The sequence below is a fragment of the Phycicoccus ginsengisoli genome, assembly GCF_054779295.1.
Map to the genome: position 1 here is coordinate 217,912 of NZ_BAAGYN010000005.1, position 17,978 is coordinate 235,889.

15 protein-coding genes and 1 tRNA gene are annotated in these 17,978 nt (G+C 66.6%); 10 read left to right on the forward strand and 6 right to left on the reverse strand.

Annotation, left to right across the window (positions count from 1 at the left end):
• The first annotated feature begins 1 nt into the window (after window position 1).
• Together ACYVDO_RS10390 and ACYVDO_RS10395 are read left to right on the forward strand one after the other, a co-directional pair.
• Window positions 2-1,120: a glycosyltransferase gene (locus tag ACYVDO_RS10390; protein WP_460935469.1), complete on the forward strand. Its 1,119-nt coding sequence runs from the start codon at window positions 2-4 to the stop codon at window positions 1,118-1,120.
• A gap of 8 nt (window positions 1,121-1,128) precedes the next feature.
• Entirely contained in the window at window positions 1,129-2,556 is a 1,428-nt protein-coding gene (locus ACYVDO_RS10395; protein ID WP_460935471.1) for a glycoside hydrolase family 130 protein, read from the forward strand.
• Window positions 2,557-3,620: 1,064 nt separating this feature from the next.
• Here ACYVDO_RS10395 and ACYVDO_RS10400 read toward each other — a convergent pair.
• The 5 genes from ACYVDO_RS10400 to ACYVDO_RS10420 form a co-directional block, all read right to left on the reverse strand.
• Window positions 3,621-4,526 carry a restriction endonuclease gene (locus ACYVDO_RS10400; protein WP_460935473.1) on the reverse strand — a complete coding sequence of 302 codons (906 nt, stop codon included), beginning with the start codon at window positions 4,524-4,526 and terminating at the stop codon, window positions 3,621-3,623.
• Window positions 4,527-4,786: 260 nt separating this feature from the next.
• Entirely contained in the window at window positions 4,787-7,270 is a 2,484-nt protein-coding gene (locus tag ACYVDO_RS10405) for an N-6 DNA methylase (RefSeq protein WP_460935475.1), read from the reverse strand.
• A 142-nt stretch (window positions 7,271-7,412) separates the two neighbouring features.
• Complete coding sequence (locus tag ACYVDO_RS10410; protein WP_460935477.1) at window positions 7,413-8,900, reverse strand: GTP pyrophosphokinase; 1,488 nt, start codon at window positions 8,898-8,900, stop codon at window positions 7,413-7,415.
• Between the two features lie 99 nt (window positions 8,901-8,999).
• Complete coding sequence (locus tag ACYVDO_RS10415) at window positions 9,000-9,641, reverse strand: YdcF family protein (protein ID WP_460935770.1); 642 nt, start codon at window positions 9,639-9,641, stop codon at window positions 9,000-9,002.
• 18 nt (window positions 9,642-9,659) lie between these two features.
• Window positions 9,660-10,427 carry a GntR family transcriptional regulator gene (locus tag ACYVDO_RS10420; protein ID WP_460935479.1) on the reverse strand — a complete coding sequence of 256 codons (768 nt, stop codon included), beginning with the start codon at window positions 10,425-10,427 and terminating at the stop codon, window positions 9,660-9,662.
• 162 nt (window positions 10,428-10,589) lie between these two features.
• Here ACYVDO_RS10420 and ACYVDO_RS10425 point away from each other — a divergent pair, with 162 nt between their 5' ends.
• Genes ACYVDO_RS10425 through ACYVDO_RS10455 form a run of 7 tightly spaced genes read left to right on the forward strand, consistent with a single transcriptional unit; the run spans window position 10,590 to window position 16,181 of the window.
• On the forward strand, window positions 10,590-11,060 hold the full coding sequence (locus ACYVDO_RS10425; protein WP_460935481.1) for a plasmid replication, integration and excision activator: 471 nt from the start codon (window positions 10,590-10,592) through the stop codon (window positions 11,058-11,060).
• Window positions 11,057-11,308, forward strand: coding sequence for a hypothetical protein (locus tag ACYVDO_RS10430; RefSeq protein ID WP_460935483.1), 252 nt, complete (start codon window positions 11,057-11,059; stop codon window positions 11,306-11,308). Before ACYVDO_RS10425 ends, ACYVDO_RS10430 begins: the two co-directional genes overlap by 4 nt.
• A gap of 9 nt (window positions 11,309-11,317) precedes the next feature.
• On the forward strand, window positions 11,318-12,901 hold the full coding sequence (locus ACYVDO_RS10435) for an FtsK/SpoIIIE domain-containing protein (protein ID WP_460935485.1): 1,584 nt from the start codon (window positions 11,318-11,320) through the stop codon (window positions 12,899-12,901).
• Window positions 12,898-13,260 (forward strand): WhiB family transcriptional regulator, encoded by a 363-nt coding sequence (locus ACYVDO_RS10440; protein ID WP_460935487.1) that lies wholly within the window; start codon window positions 12,898-12,900, stop codon window positions 13,258-13,260. Before ACYVDO_RS10435 ends, ACYVDO_RS10440 begins: the two co-directional genes overlap by 4 nt.
• An 11-nt stretch (window positions 13,261-13,271) precedes the next feature.
• Window positions 13,272-14,801 (forward strand): replication initiator, encoded by a 1,530-nt coding sequence (locus ACYVDO_RS10445; protein ID WP_460935489.1) that lies wholly within the window; start codon window positions 13,272-13,274, stop codon window positions 14,799-14,801.
• Between the two features lie 31 nt (window positions 14,802-14,832).
• A complete protein-coding gene (locus tag ACYVDO_RS10450) occupies window positions 14,833-15,036 on the forward strand; it encodes a helix-turn-helix transcriptional regulator (protein WP_460935492.1) in 204 nt (67 codons plus the stop codon).
• The gene (locus tag ACYVDO_RS10455) at window positions 15,033-16,181 is read left to right on the forward strand and encodes a tyrosine-type recombinase/integrase (RefSeq protein WP_460935494.1); all 1,149 of its coding nucleotides are present in this window, start codon (window positions 15,033-15,035) and stop codon (window positions 16,179-16,181) included. The genes ACYVDO_RS10450 and ACYVDO_RS10455 overlap by 4 nt, the downstream gene beginning before the upstream one ends.
• 18 nt (window positions 16,182-16,199) lie before the next feature.
• On the opposite strand, the gene ACYVDO_RS10460 is transcribed toward ACYVDO_RS10455, so the two are convergent.
• A tRNA-Arg gene (locus ACYVDO_RS10460) sits at window positions 16,200-16,272 on the reverse strand.
• 238 nt (window positions 16,273-16,510) lie between these two features.
• Here ACYVDO_RS10460 and ACYVDO_RS10465 point away from each other — a divergent pair.
• On the forward strand, window positions 16,511-17,971 hold the full coding sequence (locus ACYVDO_RS10465; protein WP_460935496.1) for an alpha/beta fold hydrolase: 1,461 nt from the start codon (window positions 16,511-16,513) through the stop codon (window positions 17,969-17,971).
• The last annotated feature ends 7 nt before the right edge of the window (window positions 17,972-17,978 follow it).

A 17,978-nucleotide genomic window follows, 5' to 3' on the forward strand; every position in this document is an offset into this window, starting at 1 on the left:
CATGGCGACCGTCGCGACGGCTTCATCGGCAACCGACGCCCCCGCCGTGCCTTTGGAGCTGGCGCCGGTCTCCTTCCGACACCTCCTGCACCTCTCCGATGAAGTCGGAGTGTTCGAGCACGCCGAGCTGACCGCTCCGCGCCGCGGGCACGGCTACTGCCTCGATGACGTCGCTCGCGCCTTCATCGTCACGGTTCGTCAGCCCGACCACACGGCCGAGCTCGCCGCGCTCGCTTCGACCTGCTTGAACTTCGTGCTCGACGCCCAAGGTGAGGGTGGGATGTTCCGCAACCGCCGAGCCGTCGACCGGTCGTGGTCCGATGAGCCGACGGTCGAGGACTGCTGGGGGCGTGCCCTCTGGGCGCTGGGTACCGGCGTCGCACGGGCCCCAGCGGTCGTCGACTGGAGGGCGGACCAGGCTTTCACCGCGGGAGCCGCCGTCCGCTCACCATGGCCGAGGTCCATGGCGTTCGCTGGTCTGGGGGCGGCGGAGGTCCTGACCGTGCGGCCACGCGACGAGGTGGCCAAGTCGTTGCTGGCGGATGCAGCAACCCTCATTGCACGCACCACCCCTCTTCTCGGGAGGAAAGACACCATCGTGGGCGGCTGGTACTGGCCGGAGTCGCGGCTCACCTACGCCAACGCGGCCCTCGCCGAGACCCTCGTCGCGGCAGGCTCCCTGCTCGGGGTGTGGAAGTGGCTGACGGAGGGCCTACGGATGCTGACGTGGCTGCTGGACGTCGAAACGGCGGGCGGCCACCTGTCGGTCTCCCCTGCCGGCGGATGGGGTCCCGGCGACCCCCGACCCCAGTTCGACCAGCAGCCTATCGAGGTCTCGGCGCTCGCCGATGCGTGCGCACGGGCCTTCGACGTCACCGCGGACCCGCGCTGGAGCGCGGGGGTTTCTCGGTGCGCTGCATGGTTCGAGGGCGCGAACGACTCGCGGACCCCCCTGCACGACCCCATCAGCGGGGGCGGTTGCGACGGCCTCGAACCGGGCGGTCGCAACGAGAACCAGGGCGCCGAGTCGACCATCGCGCTGATCTCCACGTTCCAGCAGGCGCAGCGGCTGGGGGCGGGCAGTGCCTCGGCTCTCGCGCCCGCTTTCGCGTCGTCGTAGGCGGCGGCGTGACCTCGGTGAGCGGCCGGTATACCGAACCTCGCGCGCCACTTGGCGACCGCGCATGGGTGCATCGGGGCGCCCTGGCGCTGCGGCCGGATCCGAGCCGGGTGCTGGGGAGGCTGTTCCTACCAGGCCAAGAGTTGCTGTCCACCGGCAACTCGCGGGCCGACGCGGTTATTGCCCGGGTGCTGTCGCTCGACGAGGACGAAGCCGCACGGGTGCTCGCCGACACCGTTGCGGCGTTCGCGCCGCGGCATCACGACCTGATCGGGATGTTCCGCGAGCACTTCGGTCTCGTGGCCCACCGCATCGACGGTGCCAGTGACCTCTCCACCACCCGACGGAACCTCCTCGGTGCCTATTTCACCCAGGAGTACGCCCTCGAGGCGGCTGCCCTGTTCAATCCGTCGCTGGTGGCGCACCCAGACCAGAGCGGCCTCGCCGACGGCGAGCTGCGTTTCGTCATGAGCTTGCGTGCAGTGGGTGAGGGTCACATCTCCAGCATCGAGTTTCGCACCGGTGTTCTGGGCGGTTCGGGATCGGGTGCCGATGACGAGGCTGTTAGCGGTGCCGGCGACACGCGCGAGGTGCGGCTCGACCCTCCGGACCCGCATCCGGGTACGGGAGTGGTGACCCCCGGCTCCATGTCGAGCGACCGCAGGGCGGCCCCGTTCTCGGCACCGATTCCGGCACCGCCCGACGCGACGTACCGATTGCGCTTCGACGCGGGGCGACCCCTCTCTTCCCGCGTGGTGTTCCCCACGGTCCCCGCTGAGGCGAACGGTATGGAGGACGCGCGGTTCGTCCGCTTCACCGATCGCGGGCGGGTGACCTACCACGCGACGTACACAGCGTTCGACGGCTCGAACGTCGCCCCAAGACTGCTCACGACCGAGGACTTCGTTACGTTCGAGAGCAGACACCAGATCGGGCCGTCCGCCCTCGACAAAGGAATGGCCCTCTTCCCTCGGCGGGTGGGCGGAGACTACCTCGCGCTGACCCGCTGGGACCGCGAGACGCTGGGGCTCACCCGGTCCGACGACGCCGTCATGTGGGCAGCATCGAGGACTCTCATTCGCCCGGAGCGGCCATGGGAGCTCGTGCAGCTTGGCCAGTGCGGTTCGCCCGTCGAAACAGAGGCCGGCTGGCTGGTGATCACCCATGGCGTGGGGGCCATGCGCACTTACGGGCTAGGCGCCATACTGCTCGATCTCGAGGACCCATCACGGGTCCTCGGGTCGCTGGCCAAGCCCCTGCTCACCGCCACCCAGCAGGAGCGTGACGGCTATGTTCCCAACGTCGTCTACTCGTGCGGCGGCCTTGTTCACGACGGACAGCTGGTGCTGCCGTACGGCTGCAGTGACGCCGAGGTGCGTTTTGCATTCGTGGACCTCGAGCCCCTTCTCGAGCGGCTGCAGCGCACGAGCCGGTAGTGGCGGCGACCGACCCTCGGCGCCGACGCGATTGTCAGCTGCGGGGAGCGACGTGAGCACGCGCGCTGAAGAGAGCGTCAAGGATCAGCCGAAACAACTGTCAAGGATCAGCCGGAACACCGTCAGGCATCACCCGAAGGCCAACCGTCAAGCATCAGCCGAACTCATACATTCGTGGCTGTGCCCTCGGGCAGATTCGAACTGCCGACACCCGCTTTAGGAGCGAGACGAGGGGTGGCCCGGTTCGCGAATTCCATTGCGCCGCAATGGCTATGCAGTGGTTGCATGCCGGGTGGTTCTGGCTGTTTCGGACCCTGTGGGTACCTCTGAGGTACCTATCACGCGCGCCCGCAGCCGACCGACCGGTTGGTCGAACGGGGCCAGCCTGCGGCCCTGTCGGTGCGGTCTGCCAATGTCATCGGAACCAAGGCGTGGGACTGGTGCGTCTGAGCGCCGAGCGAGCAGGGTCGACGAAGGAGCAGGGCGGTGCGGGAGAGCAAGTGGCTCGGGTGGACGAGTTTGGGGATCAGCGTTGTGTCCCTTGTAGTGGCGCTGGCGGTGGGTGTGCTGCAGGGGTGGGGTGGATTGGCGGGTGCGACCACGCAGACAGCCGCTCAATTTTCGGGGGTCTGCCTCGACTGGGCGGGCTACGTTCGGCAGGAACAGGCCGATCCCGCGTGGGGCAACCTGACTCCAGCAATTGTGGATTCTCGGATCGATCGAAGCGGCCAGGTGCTGTTCAGTCGTGTGATGGAGGAGTTTCAGCCGACAAGGTCGACGAGGAGCGCAGTCCAGCCGAGGAGCATTGGGGAGTTGTGTGGCTCCGCGCACGAGTTCCGCGTGGCGTTGACGTCGGACGAGCCGATGTCCTTTCCACCCGCTCGCTAACCACGTGGGGCACGGCCACACTGAGCCGCCGACCCGATAGCGGAGCAGGGGAGCCGGCCGGAGCGATCGAGTCAAGGGTGGCCGCAGGCCATCACGGAGTGACGCGTAGCGCCCTTGATGCGATCCGGAGGCGGGCGGAGAGTGGAGCGCAGGGTCGACGGCGGACGCCCGGGGAGTTAGAGGCCCTCGAAGAAGTCCTCATCCAGCTTCATGAGGGTCGCAACATAGCCCGGTTGGACGCCGACGCCGTGCTTCAGCATGAGCGTCGCGAGCTCATCTCCGTCTATAGGAATGATCCGTACACCAACGCGGTCGGCATATGTAAGGGCTTCGGAGGTGAAGCGGCACGTAGTAATGAAGACGCCGCGGTCCGCCTGCTGCCCTTGGAGAGCACCAACAAATGCCTGCATGGTTGGTCGGCCGATTGTCCGATCTCGGTCGTAGCGCTTTGCCTGGACGTAGATACGGTCCAGGCCAAGTGGGTCCTGGCTGATCACGCCGTCGATGCCCGCATCTCCCGTGGCCGCGGTGGACTCGATCTGCCCCGAGGCGCCGTATTTCATGGCTCCGAGCAATCGGAGGACCAAGCTCTCAAAGGCAATGGGGGTCAGCTGCATAACCCGGTCGAGGAGCTCGCCGGCCAAGGCTCCGTGCACTGTGGCAACGGTGTCGCTGATGACTTCTTCCGGGCTGCGGTGGGCGTCGGCCACGCCGCCGACTGGCTCAACGCGGACGAGGCTCGATCCGACCCGCTTCTGAGAAGCCCTGCTTCGGTTGCGGAATTCCTGAAACTCGCCGAACTGGGCAAGGTCTGCGTTGGAGATCGGGCCGTTCACTGCGGCCAGAAGCTGGCGACCCCGCTCCGTGATCTCGGACGTGCCTCTCTTTGGCCGGCGTATGGCACCGGCCTGAACCAGGTAGGTCACGGACCATCCGACCCTGTTCACGTAGACGGCCTGGCCGCTCTCGATAGTGGTGGCCCGGTCGGCATCCGTCAGACCCATCCTGTCGGCGACCAGCTCGGCAAGCTCGCGGAACACGGTCGGCCCGCGCTCGGTCAGGATCTCGAGCGTGGGCCGCATCATGTCCTCGTACGTAGGCACTGCCACTGGACCGTCTCCGGGTAGGCGTCATTTTCTGTGGTTCGGGAGCCTATCGACCAAGTGGTCGGTAGACCGTTCTTTCGGGTGGGGTGCGGTGGGGTGCGCGCAGGGCGCGAAGCGCCCGGAGCGCGGGGCCCCATCGCGGGGCCCCGCGCGTCGCGGCGGAGCCGCGCTTGAACCAGTAAAGAAACTCCTCACGCGCTGCAGGCTGGGACGGTCCTCGAAGAAAGTGGATTCTTTCACTGCTGCGATGTGGCCTCGTCGAACTGTGCCCGAGCTGAGCGGAGGGCAGCATCCGCAGAGCCAAGATCGGAGCGGAAGGTGTCCTCCGCTGTCCTGAGGGATCTTGAAAGCGTCTGCTGTGCGCTCAGGCTCGGCAGGTACACCACGATTCGGTCCACGTGTTCGGGCGTCAGCTCGATCAGACCAGTGCTACCGGTGTACAGGCGCTGGATCTGATCCTGGCCGAAACCTGAGCGAAGGTAATCCGCAAGGTAGTAGGGGTCCACGACTTCCTGGTCTAGCCGAAGGATGGTGATATGGCCATCGGCGACGGCCTCATGGTCAAGGTCCCACACAGCCGCTTTCCCGAGGGTGCCGTCGCCGGTTGAGCTCAGGAGGACGTCTCCCTTCTGCAGCTTGACCTCGTCCGGCAGTTCATCGAAAACCTGCTTCTCCACCCAGTCGGCGCCCTCGAGGGTGACCTGCCCATAGCGTGTGACGGAACTGCCTGCCTTCACGACGACGGCATATCCCTCGGGCTCATCCACGTAAGTGGACGCTTGCGGGGACCGTCCTCTGCGCGTCTCCACTTGGTTAAGGTCAACCAACGCCGTTCCTCCGGAAGCGGATAGAGCGGCTGACTTCGAGCGAACCTCGGGACTCCAATACTTACAGTCCCATCGCGTGGTCCCGTCAGCGGCGACGACGTCAGCAGCAACATCGAACGCGCGCCATGATGGACCCGACCGCTCAGTGCCCAGGGCAGGGTTCAGGAGACCCTCGCCCAGCGACGCACGCACCTCCGCGAAGTCAAACCCGCGAATCGATTCACCGGTGCCGTGGTATCCCAGCGAATCCAGCCGCCCGAAGGTAACGGGGTAAGACTCGAGGAGATCGGCGTCCTCGTCCTCCCGTCGGCGTAGGAGAAGGATGCTGCTTCGCACGTTGATCTTGTTTGGCTTGAACGTCACCTCGGGCAGCTGTAGTACAGCGAGCAGCTCCGCGTGTCGCATAACCCAACGGCGAAGCTCGACGCCCGTGTCAGTGTTGAGCAGACCCTCATCGATGACGGTGCAGATTAGACCGCCGGGGTTGGCTGCCATGACCATACGTTGAAGGAACAGATGCTGACCCCTGCCGCCGGGCACTGGGTACTTCTCAGCATCGGCTCGGCTCAATGAGTCGCCCTCAGTAGTGCCGAAAGGTGGATTCGTCATGATGAGGTCGTACTGAGCCGCTCCCATCGGCCAAACAGCGGCGTTCGGCAAGATGGAGTTTTCACACAGGATGTTGTTGTGGCCATCGCCGGCGATGATCATGTTCATCTTTGCTGCCGAGGCGACGCCCTCGTTTGCGTCACTTCCGTGGAAGACCTCGCGCATCAGCTTGGCTGCGAGATCGTCTCGGTTCGCTTTTGTGATCTTGCGCGATTGCTTCAGCACGTCGAGCTGTGCCAAGGATTCCTTGAGCATATAGACGAGGAACCCACCGGTGCCACACGCCGGGTCGAGGACGCGCACTTCGCTCCCCGAACGCAGTGCAGACACCACCGATTCGCGGCCGACCAACTCGGCCATCACGTCAATCACAGGGCGCGGGGTGAAGTACTGACCGAGCTTCTTGCCCTTTAGGGTTGCGCGGACGAAGTACTCGAACGCAGTGCCCTTGACGTCATGGTCGCTGTCGGTAAACGAGACCTTCGCGAGCTCGCCCACGATGTACCTGAAGGTTGCCGGGTTCTTGAGGTGCAGGTCCTCGCCTAGTACGTCGCCGTAGCCCTTAGCCTTTATCTGCGACAACATCTGATTTATTGCTGACTTGACCTGATCGGCCTGGGCGGGCGGCCTTTCCGCGAGGTCCCAAAAGCGATATGAATATGGAAGTTCAAAGTCGCCCGCGTCTTCTTTTTCTTCGAGCAGCTTCAAGAACAGGATCTTTGAGAAGTCCGCGAACGCGGTCTCTTCGTTCTTTTCAATGTTTCGGATCTTATTGTGGCATCGGGCAAATAGCTCGTTCAGCTGCTTCAGTGGCAAGGAGGGCCGGAATGGGAGGCTTTCGTCGCCCCTTCCAAGCGGCACATCGGTAGCGTCCTTACGGGTGCGGAGCACCTTTACGACATCCTTGACTTGGTCCCTGCTGGGGACCTTGTCGGCGAGCTTTCCGTTCCAGTGCAGCGCCTCTCCCGTGTGCGTGTTGAAGACTTGAACGACCTTGCCGTTTGTGACAACAAAAAACGGGGCCTTCACCGCACGTGCGTAGTCGCGTGCCTGCTTTGCATCTGCTTTCGTGAGGTTACGGCCGTTGCGCTTGGCTTCGATCACGAAATATGGAGTCTGGTTGCCGCACGTGACGAGCAAGTCGACATAACCCTTGGTGTAGCGGTCAGGATTCTCCACCGGGGTCTCGAAATCGATGTCGGTCTCCGGGTCGTATCCCCTCCGCCTGAGGTAGGGGAGGATGCGCTTGATGACGGTTTCCGTCTCGGTGCGAACGCTGCTCAAGGGGGTTGGGCTCCTAGTACGTCGGTGCGGCAACCCTAGTGCGGGAGGGGCGTTCAACCGTGCGGCGACACCCCAAGCATGGTCTCGGTAGGTCGCTGCGCGCGCTGTACCCCACTTCGCCCCGTGGGGGTGTCCCCACGGACTAGTCGTGCAGCGCGGCCTCAAGCCACTCGCTGAGGGCGGCGCGTTCTGCGGCTTCGTCAAGGACAAGGCCCAGTCGTGAGGCTCGTCCAAAGAGCCACTCCCCGAAAGCGTCAGCAATTTCTCGTTTGCTTAGACCAGGCTGGATGTGCTGTGAGAAATAGAGACTTTTGAAGAGGTAGTCCAGGCTCACGCGCGAGGGGGCAAAATCTCCGCCAGCGCTTGAGTCTCGGGCGTATCTTGTGAGCTTATTCAAATCGCTGACCCCGACGATAGGCTCAGAGAGCTGGATGGTAGCCCAAACACCAGGTTCGAGGGCTGTTTCGACCGCCTTAAGGATCTTCGACAGTTTCTCTGATGTGACCGCCGGGACACGCGAATCACTTTGCCTGAGTCTATGCAAGAGGGGCGGGACGCCCTCAGGCGGGGTGCCAATCGCCGCTGTACCGTCCGGATTGTCTGCATAGGCCATGCTGCGCGAGACATTGGCCGGGATGACCGTTCCTGGCGGAACGTCTATCACTTGCACGTCGGGCGCCGCGGTCTTGAGTAGTTCTTTGAAGGAGCCAAAACCACCCCACGTCGCCGTAACCTCTCTGCCAAAGTTCGCCTGCACTTGCCAGGCAACCTGCGCCAAGGAGGCAGGGCGGGTTAGTTCGGCAACCACACGCTGGGTCTCTGCCAAGAGCGCCTCACGAACGTTGGACCGGTCTTTCACGAGCACGGTTGCCGCAGGGGTTGGATCGTGTTCGCCGGCCGCCTCGGTCGGTTCTTCGACATCCTTCAGCGCAAGTTCATCAAGTTCGTTGCGGAGGTCTTGGGCGAGATCATCAACGGTCGCGAGGAGGTCTGCCATTCGCTTCGCAAGCTGAGTTACGAGGACCGGCATTGAACTGCCTGGCTTATAGGTGTCCTCGTGAGTCAGCTCCCCCCAGCTGTCTTGAAGAAGCGTCCTAACCTGAAGCTCGCCTCGCGCGGGCCGCCATTCATGGCGAGCGGGGATCAATGTGTGCAGATTGATGTGGTAAGCGCGATAACCTGATGGCTTTGAGTGCCGGCGCTCCGAGTCGGGGTCTATGCAGAGCCCAGTCGGGAGTTCCGTTGCGTCGACGGGCTCCAGTCCGATGATGATGTTCCGAAAAGTCTCTACGTCGACCAGGTTGTTGCAGGTTACGCGTACCCCCACCAGGTCATCGACGGCTGCAGCAATATCGTCCAGGGTTGTGATCTGATCAGAGTATTTGGGCGCGAGCATCTTGTTCCAGAGGCGCGTGGGGTTCTTGATTCGGGAATGGGAAACCCTGATTCTAAGCCGATCAACGTCGCTTAGCTCTTGATCAAGCGTCTCGTTTAAAATGCGGGTGAACGTCGCGCGAGCAGGTTCCAGCAGACTGGCTGTTACTTTCGAATACCAGTCATTAAAGTCGTCGAATGTGAATTCGAACGGCCCGTCTGGGGAGCTGATCTTTGTTGCTTTACGTGGAGCCACTGAGTCCCCCGCCTCCTAGATTGACGAAGGCTAGCGCGCTAGCGCCCTCGGCGCGGCAGAATCTCCTAGTTTGCCCGCGTACTGGCGCTCCGGCGTGACCTAGGTGATGTTCGAGCCAAGCAGCCGCTGGCGGAAGCCCCCCTCGACTAGCGACGAGAACGCGACCATGACATCCCTGGGCACCGTCTGGGGCTCCGCGTAACCCTTGTCGGCGTAGATCCATATGCGCTGGGTGTCACCAACGAGCATGTTCAGCACCTTGTCCGAATCGCCGATGGTTGCGATGTAGTCCTGAAGCGACTGCTGCCTCGACGAGCAGACCACGTCGAGCTCCGGCCAAAGCTGGCGGCAGGTCGCGTAGGCGCGGCGCTGTTGGTAAGGCCGGCTGATGATCGTTGCCGACTCGGGGTGGATACCTTCCCGGTCGAGCAGCTGGCGCGTCAGGGCGAAGTTCTCGCCGGTGTTCGTGGCCCGAGTCTCTATGATGATTGCATCGTCGGGTACGCCAAGCTCCACAGCACGTTCGGCGTAGTGGACTGCCTCGCCGCGGGGGAAGACCTCAACGGTGGTAGGAGCGTTGGCGCCCGTGAAGACGATCAGAGGGAAGCGGCCCTGGTGGTACAGGTCGGCCGCGTGCTCCGCTACTCCGATGTCATGGCTACCCAGGCCGATGGCGATGTCCGTGTTGCGCGGCTCGTGGTGCATCTGGTGGTAGTCCCAAAGGATCTGGGCATCGTCCATCACGCTCACGGGTCCTCCTCACTCGGGCATGTCGTACGTGTAGGTCCAAGAGAAGCGTGAGGCCGCGTGGACGCCCGTCGCGTACTCCACGGCATACCCGTCCTTGGTGCGCGTGATGCGCTCAAGGATCATCACGGGCTCACCCGCGGGCAGCTGCAGCGTCGTCATCTCGTCGGGCGTGGGCATTCGGGCGTGGAATGTCTCCGTGACTTCGTGCGGCTCCAGCCCTTGCAAGGTCAGGACGGCGAACCCGCCACCGCGACCAGCCGGTCCAGGGCTCGGGTCCACTAGGGGAGTCCCCTCGACGTCTTGGGGGCGGTAGTAGCTCGTCAGGGTGTGCGTCGGTTTCCCGTGCAGCTTGACCAACCTGGCCCTGGCGTAGACCTGGCCGTCTGGGTCGATGCCCAACACCTCGGCCGCTCGTGCCGGCGCTTGCACGAGTTCGACGGTCTGGGTCTGGTCGGTCCGCTGCCATGACTCACCGGAGGCCTCGCGGTCAGCGATGAAGGCGACGCTGTCACCGAACTTCCACTTGCTCTTGGAGTAACGCTCCGCGCCGAGCCGCCGCATGGGTGGCCGCTCACGAACGACAGTCCCGCGTCGACGCACCGGGGTCACCAGACCTTCGGCCTCAAGGAGCGCGACGGCGTTTCGGACGGTCTTCACGTTGACGCCGAACTCGACGGCAAGGTCGGCCTGCTTGGGCAGCGTGCTGCCAGGGGCGTAGTCACCGCGCTCGATGCCGCCACGCAGCTGCGCAGCGAGATCCCGGTACCCGAGTCCCATGGTCGCCTGCCTCCCTCCGCGTGCTCTTAGTGGCAATAACGGTAGTGGTACTCAGCGCTAGGTACGAAGTTGGTAAATAGAACCGGATCTAAATTCGGACATCTGGTACGTTCTGCATTAGAACCACCTCTAAGTGGTTCACCGTCAACTGAGGAGAGCGTGATGGCGATCAAGCAGCGGATGCCGGTTCGGTTCGAGGACGTGTTCCCGGCGGGGGCGTTCTTTCGTGGGGAGGTCACGGCGGTGGAGGACTTCGACCTGATCCAGCGGGCGAAGGCCGAGGGCAGGGAGCCGGGGGATGTGCAGGTCCGGGACAAGGAGACCGGTCTGCGGGTGTGGGAGTTCCGAGTAGTCGACCTGGACGAGGAGGCGCCGAAGGGTCAGGGCGACATCGTCGTGAAGATCGCCTCGGAGCAGCAGCCGGTGCCCCCGCCGCGGGTTGACGGTTTGCCGATGCGGCCGGTCGAGCTGGTGGGGCTGACCCTGACGGGGTGGATCGATGACCGGGGGAGCCGGGCGAAGCTGGCGTGGTCGTTCCGGGCGGAGGGCATGCGCGCCCCGGGTGCAAAGCAGTCCAACGGGTCATCGACGGGCAAGCCGCCCTCGTCGGGTGCTGAGAAGGGTGGCGCGTGATGCGCCCCGTCGAGGCGGTGGCGTGGGCGGACGCGTTCGACGTCGACGTGAAGGACCTGCCTGCGGTGCTGAACCACGAGGTGGCCCGGGTCGACGGGGTCCGTACCGAGCTGGCGAAGCTGGTCCGGGAGTTCGCGGGCGCCCCGGATGACGAGGTGCGCCGCGGCATGTTCCGGGCGTACTCCTCCCTGGGTGCCGCGGAGTCGCGGGTCATGGCGGCTGCCGCGGACGCGCGCCGGTCGGCTTAGAGGCTTGCGATGAGTTCGCCCAAGGGGCCGATGTTCGGCAGCGATGAGCCGATTCCGATGCTGCTGGAAGCCGTGGTGCGACTGGTCGGGTTCGTGGTCCGGTCCGCGTTCCGCCTTACTCGCTTCGCGATCCGCCGCCCCAAAGTCGCCTCGGCCGCCGCATCGGTGGTGGCGCTTGACCGGTACGCCGGACACGTCGCGGTCCTGATGCTCGTCCTGATGCTCGTTGTCGGGGTTGGGGTGTGGCGGGTCGCGCGGCCCGAGTCTTATGCCGCCCAGGTCCGTCCACGGTTACGTGCGGCGTGGATCCGGGTGACCTACCCGCGTAAGTGGCGGGGCATCGCCTCCCGCGTCGGGCTCGTCGTCCACGACCACACCGGCCACGACGCCCGCTGGGTCCACGGCGCGCTCAAGGACGTGCAGGTCACCCCGGCCGGGGTCGTCCGGCTCCGGATCGTCATCCCGACCGGGCTCACCCTCGACGACTACGCCCGCCGGGCAGACGCGTTGGCCGTCGCGTTCGGGGTCCGCGAAGCACGGGTGACCCGGGCCGGGACGGGATCGGTCTGGGTCGAGCTGCACCGCACCGACGTCCTCAAGACCACCATCGCCCCACTGCCTCTCCCGGCCGGTGACCAGGTGAACCTTGCCGGGGTCCCCGTGGGGCGACACGAGGACGGCACACCGTGGCGGTTCACCCTGCACGGCACCCACGTCCTGATCGCGGGCGCGACCGGGGCAGGGAAGGGCTCGGTGTTGTGGTCGCTGCTGCGCGGGCTGTCGCCGGCCATCAACGACGGCTGGGTGCAGGTGTGGGCCATCGACCCCAAGGGCGGGATGGAGCTGCGCCCCGGCCGGCGGTTGTTCTCGCGGTTCGAGGACTCCACCCCGGAGGCGATGTGCGACCTGCTCGAGGACCTGGTGGCGGTGATGGACCGCCGGGCGAAGAACCTCGCCGCCCGGGGGGTCCGCAAGCACGAGCCGTGGGTGCGGGACCCTCACGTCCTCGCGGTGATCGACGAGCTCGCCACCCTGACCGCGTTCGCCGAACGCGACACTGTCCGCCGGATCGACCGTGCCCTCGGGCTGCTGCTGACCAAGGGGCGGGCTGTGGGGATCACCGTCGTGGCGGCGGTGCAGGACCCGGGTAAGGATGTCGTCGGCTGGCGCGACCTGTTCCCGACCCGGGTCGCGATGCGGCTGGACAACCCGATCCAGGTCGACATGGTCCTTGGCGAAGGAGCCCGCGACCTGGGCGCCACCGCCGACCACATCAGCGAACTCACCCCCGGGGTCGCGTTCGTCCGGGTCGAGGGTACCCGCGCCATCCGCCGCGTCCGGGCCTCGTACCTGACCGACGATGACATCGCCGACGTTGCCCGCACCGTCACCGCGTCACCGGCCCTGTCGGCCCCGCGACCGCCGAAGCCGGTCGACCCGCTCGACGCGTTCAGTCCCGACCGGGCCCCAGCGTCGCCCGAGCCCGCTGTGCCTGCCCAGTCCACGTCAGCGCCGCGGCAGCGGAGGCCACGCAAGCCACGTGCTCGCGCAGCCGCAGCCACCACGACCAGCGAAGCGAAGGGGATGTCATGAGCAGCACCAAGACGACCACCGAAGCCGTCCTCGCCGCGCGACCGGACCTGCGCCGCGTCCTTGCCCGGATCGGGCAGGAGGGCAAATGCGTCGGGTCGCCCCACCCGCAGGCATGGTTCGTCAGCGGCTCGGGGTACTTAAACGCCCGGAACCGTGCCCGAACCCTCTGCGAGAGGTGCCCGGTGCTGGCCGAGTGCCGCGACTACGCCCTGGCGGCAGGGGAGGAGTACGGCGTCTGGGGTGGCCTGTGCGAGGTCGACCGGGCCGTCCTGCGGCAGGGCGCCACCGCCAGGGAGCGGGACCTGCTCAAGACCCGCCAGCACCCCTTCGACCTGTTCACCCTCCAGGACGCGGGCTGAGGCCCCACCCCATGACCGTGGTCGACGCGGCCGCCACCCCGCACCGGTTCGCCGGGTACGGCGAGGAGGCCGTGCTCGACCTCGACCTGGACTCACCCGCGGTCGCCGCGCAGGTGGTCAAGCGGCTCCTGGCGCCGGACTTCGAGGCCTTCAGCGACCAGCTGTCGCGGGTTGGGTTTTGCGCCAACCCGATCCACCTCACCGGGTCCTCGACCACCCTCGACGCCACCACCGGGGAGGTCCTGTCGACCTACTGTTCCGCCCAGGAACAGGGCGGGGTCACGCTGATCCGTTGCGGCAACCGGCGTGCGTCGGAGTGCCCGTCCTGTTCGCGGATCTACGCCGCGGACGTGTTCCACCTCATCCGCGCCGGGGTCGCTGGCGGCAAAGGTGTCCCGGACGCCATCAGTGAGAACCCGCTGGTGTTCGCCACCTTGACCGCGCCCTCGTTCGGGCACGTGCACGGGACCCGCGACAACAGTCCCCGCTGCCGCCCCCACGCCAAAACCCCGCGCTGCCCCCACGGGCGCCCCACCACGTGCATGGCCGTCCACACGAACGAGGACGCGCAGCTGGGGCAGCCGCTGTGCTGGGAGTGCTACGACTACGCCTCCCACGTGGTGTGGCAGTGGTGGGCCCCGGAGTTGTGGCGGCGTTTCACCATCGCGCTACGACGTGCCCTGGCCCAGCACCTCGGCGTCCGCGAGACCAAGCTCAACACCCGGGCGTCGCTGCAGTACGCCAAGGTCGGGGAGTACCAGCGCCGCGGGCTGATCCACTTCCACGCCCTGATCCGCCTCGATGGGCCCAAGGTCGACGGAGCGTTCGGCCCCGCACCCGCCGACGTCGACGCCGACCAGTTGGCCAGCCTCATCCGCGAGGCAGCGGCGTCCGTGCGATTCACGGCCCCACCCGTGTTGGCCGGGGACGTCGAGCGTGTCCTGGCGTTTGGGGCCCAGGTCGATGCACGGCACGTCCGCACCGGCCACCGCACCGACGACCCCGCCCAGCCCCTCGCGCCCGAGCAGGTCGCCGGCTACCTCGCCAAGTACTCGACCAAGTCCGCCACGGACACCACCGAGCAGGGCAACGCGCACCTGCGCCGGATCAAGACCGTGGCCGACGAGTTCGCCCGCGTCGTCGAGGACGAGTGGAACCACGCCGGACGCCCCGTCGAGCTGCGTGACTGGCCCTACGGGCTGCTAGGCAAGTGGGTCCACGACCTCGGTTTCCGCGGGCACTTCGCCTCCAAGTCCCGCCGCTACTCCGTCACCCTCGGCCAGCTACGCCGAGCCCGCCGCCGCGCCCAGGTCCTCATCGCCGACGCAGGTCGCCGTGGCCAGACCATCGACCTCGCCGCCATGGAAGCCCAGCTCCTCGCTGACGACGAGGCCGAAACCACGCTCATCGTCGGCAGCTGGTCCTTCGCCGGAATCGGCTGGGACACGCCCGGAGATGTGGCCCTCGCCAAGGCGGCCGCGGCCCGGGCTCGTGAGCATGCGCAGGACAAGGCGAGGCGCAAGACGGGGAGTTCGCAGTGACCACAACAGATTCCAAGAGAGGGGAATGGTCATGAGTGTGGAAGTGGAGGGGGTGCAGGCGCCGGTCCTGCTGACCCCCACAGAGGCGGCCGAGTGGTGTCACATCAGCGTCGGGACGCTGAACCATCTGAGGTTGCACGGTCGGTTCGCGCCCGCTGTGAGGATCGGCAAGCGGTGCTTCTGGATGCCGAAGGATCTGCTCGACTGGCTCGAGGCGAACAAGGAGTCGACGTGATCCTCAAGCGCCCCAACGGGAAGTGGCGGGTCAAGGTGAAGTTCCGCGGTGTGATCGTGGCAGACCGAACCTTCGAGCGGCGTGGTGATGCCGTGCGTTGGGAGATGGAGCAGAAGCGGCTGCTGCAGTCCGGTGAGTTCGTGGCGCCAGCGGCGGGCCGCATCACCGTGACCGAGCTGGCCGACGAGTACCGGGACTCGCGCATGGGCCAGGTGTCGGTGCGGGCGTGGGAGTCCGACGAGAGCGCCTTGCGTGTGCACATCGTTCCCGCGTTCCGGTACAAGCCCATCTCGTCGGTGTCGTCGGTCGAGATCGAGCGGTTCCTGACCGATCTCGCGGTGAGTCGGTCAGTGCGAACGGCCGCTCGCGTCAGGACCACGCTGCGGGGACTCTTCCGGTACGCGGTGCGCACCCGCCGGCTGGCGAAGTCTCCCGCCGAAGACGTGGCGCTTCCTCGGCCCGACTCCAGGACTGGCAAGGTCGTCGAGATCCACCCCTTCCCGGTCGAGGTGTTGTCATCGGTCGTGGAGGCGCAACGGGAGCACTCCGAGCGGTACGCCGACATCACCCTCGTCCTGGCGCTGACCGGTGTGCGGCTCGGGGAACTCCGCGGCCTTCGCGTTCGGGACGTGGTCGACGTGCCGTATCCGGCCTTGGTGGTGAAGCGTTCGATACCGCAGTCGGGTCGTACCAGCGCACCGATCGAACGGGCCACGACGAAGAGTGGTCGGTCACGGCTGGTGCCGCTGTCCGCGCCCGTGCAGCCCGTGGTCGCGAGGTGGGTCGAGGGCCGCGAGCCTGACGACCTGCTGTTCCCGGCTCCTGAGGGCGGCTACCTCCGGGCCCAGAACTGGCGACGTGCGGTCCACTGGAACGAGACATCGCTGGGACGTCGCCCGCACGACCTCCGCCACACGGCGGCCAGCCTGTGGATCGCGGCGGGGATCGACATCAAGACGGTCTCCGCGTGGCTGGGTCACTCCACCGCCAAGCTGACGCTGGACACCTACGGCCACCTGATGGGGACGGACGCCGACAGGGCAGCTCTGGAGCGGGTCAACCGCGCACTAGGGGGCCTCACGGGGGCCGGGACTGATGTTTCAGGGAAACAGAGCGGGAGCGACGACGGCAGTGCAAGCCTCTGACCTGCGGTTTTGTGGTTGTGCCCTCGGGCAGATTCGAACTGCCGACACCCGCTTTAGGAGAGCGGTGCTCTATCCCCTGAGCTACGAGGGCGGGGCATGGCTGCAACCATCGCCGAAGCCTGGCCGACCGTGCGTGGCACACAGTAGTCGATCGGACCGCGTGGGCGGGCGGCGCGCCATCGCCGTCCCTCGTACGTCCGGAATCGACCAGCCGCGCCCGGGGGGCGCGCCCCGCCCGGCACACCCCTGCACGAGACCGGACCTTCGCCCCTGTGGCCGCCCGCGTCGCGGCGGAAGGTGGAAACACCTGACGGTAAAGGAGGCAGGGGATGCGTCGCTTTGCGCGCTCGTGGCTGGCGCTGCTCGTCACCGCGCTGCTCGCCGCCGGCCTGCTCTCCGCGTGCCGGGACGAAGCGCCGACCCAGTCGGGCCGTTGGCATCCGGCCGCGTGCTGGTTCCACAGTGACACCGAGCTGCGCATCACCTGTGGGTACGTCACGGTGCCGCTGCACCACGACCAGCCACGAGGCCGGTCGATCCAGCTGGCCGTCGAGGTGATCCACACGCCGAACCCGCATCCCAAGCCGGACCCGGTGATGGTCCTGGTCGGTGGCCCCGGGGGCACCCTGGTCGGTACCGGGAGGTCGATGCTCACGGGCTACGCACCGACCCACCTGCTCTCCGGCCCCCATGCCGACCGGGACCTCGTCGTGCTCGACCAACGTGGCGTGGGCCGCTCTCGTCCCTCGCTGGACTGCGACCCCATCGTCGACCTCGACTCCGGCCTGGCATGTCGTGACAAGCTCACCGCCCGCGGGATCGACCTCACCGCCTTCACCACCGAGGAGGACGCGGCCGACGTCGTCGACCTCGGACCAGCGCTCGGCTACCGGACGGTCAACCTGTTCGGCTACTCCTACGGGTCCCTGCTGGCGCTGATGGCCATGCGCGCGCACCCGGACGGTGTCCGCATCGTCATCCTCGCCTCACCCCTACCGCCGCAGGTCAGCTACCGAACCGACATGCCCGACAACACTGCCCGGGCGCTCCAGGCGCTCTTCGCCGACTGCGCGGCCCACCCTCGATGCGCGGCGGCCTACCCCCAGCCGGCACGAGACCTGCGCACCGCCGTGGACCTGCTCGACGCCCACCCGCGGGAGCTCGTGGTGCACGTCGACGGCGCCGACCACAGGGTGCGGTTCGACAGCCACCTGCTCATCCGTCTGCTCACGGGTGCGGTCACCATCGGAACGCTCGCCGTCCTGCCCAGGGCGATTCATCACGCGGCCACCGGCGGCGACCTGGCCGACTGGGCACAGATCTACACCGAGGGCATCGCCGCAACGGGAGGCCTCGGCCTCACCTGGGGGATGTCCCAGTCGGTCAGCTGCGCCGACGAGGCACCCTTCGTCGACCGGCAGCGGGCGCAGGCCATCGACGCTGCGCACCCGGAACAGCGCCACCTGTTCACGCCGCCCGCCTGGTGGTTCGACCTGTGTGCCCGCTGGCCCCACGGGCCCGTCAGCCAGGCTGCACACACTCCGGTGCGCAGCGACGTCCCCACCCTGATCGTCACCGGACGGTACGACTCGGCCAACCCGCCGGCATACGGCCGCCTCATCGACAGCACGCTGACCCACGGCCACTTCGTCGAGTTCCCCCAGCAGGGCCACATCCCCGAAGACGCCTGCGTGCGGTCCGTGGAGTCGCGCTTCCTCCAGCAGCCGCTGCAGGAACCGGACACGTCCTGCACCGGGCGAGTGCCCCCCATCCCCTGGAAGACCGGGTAGACGGGGC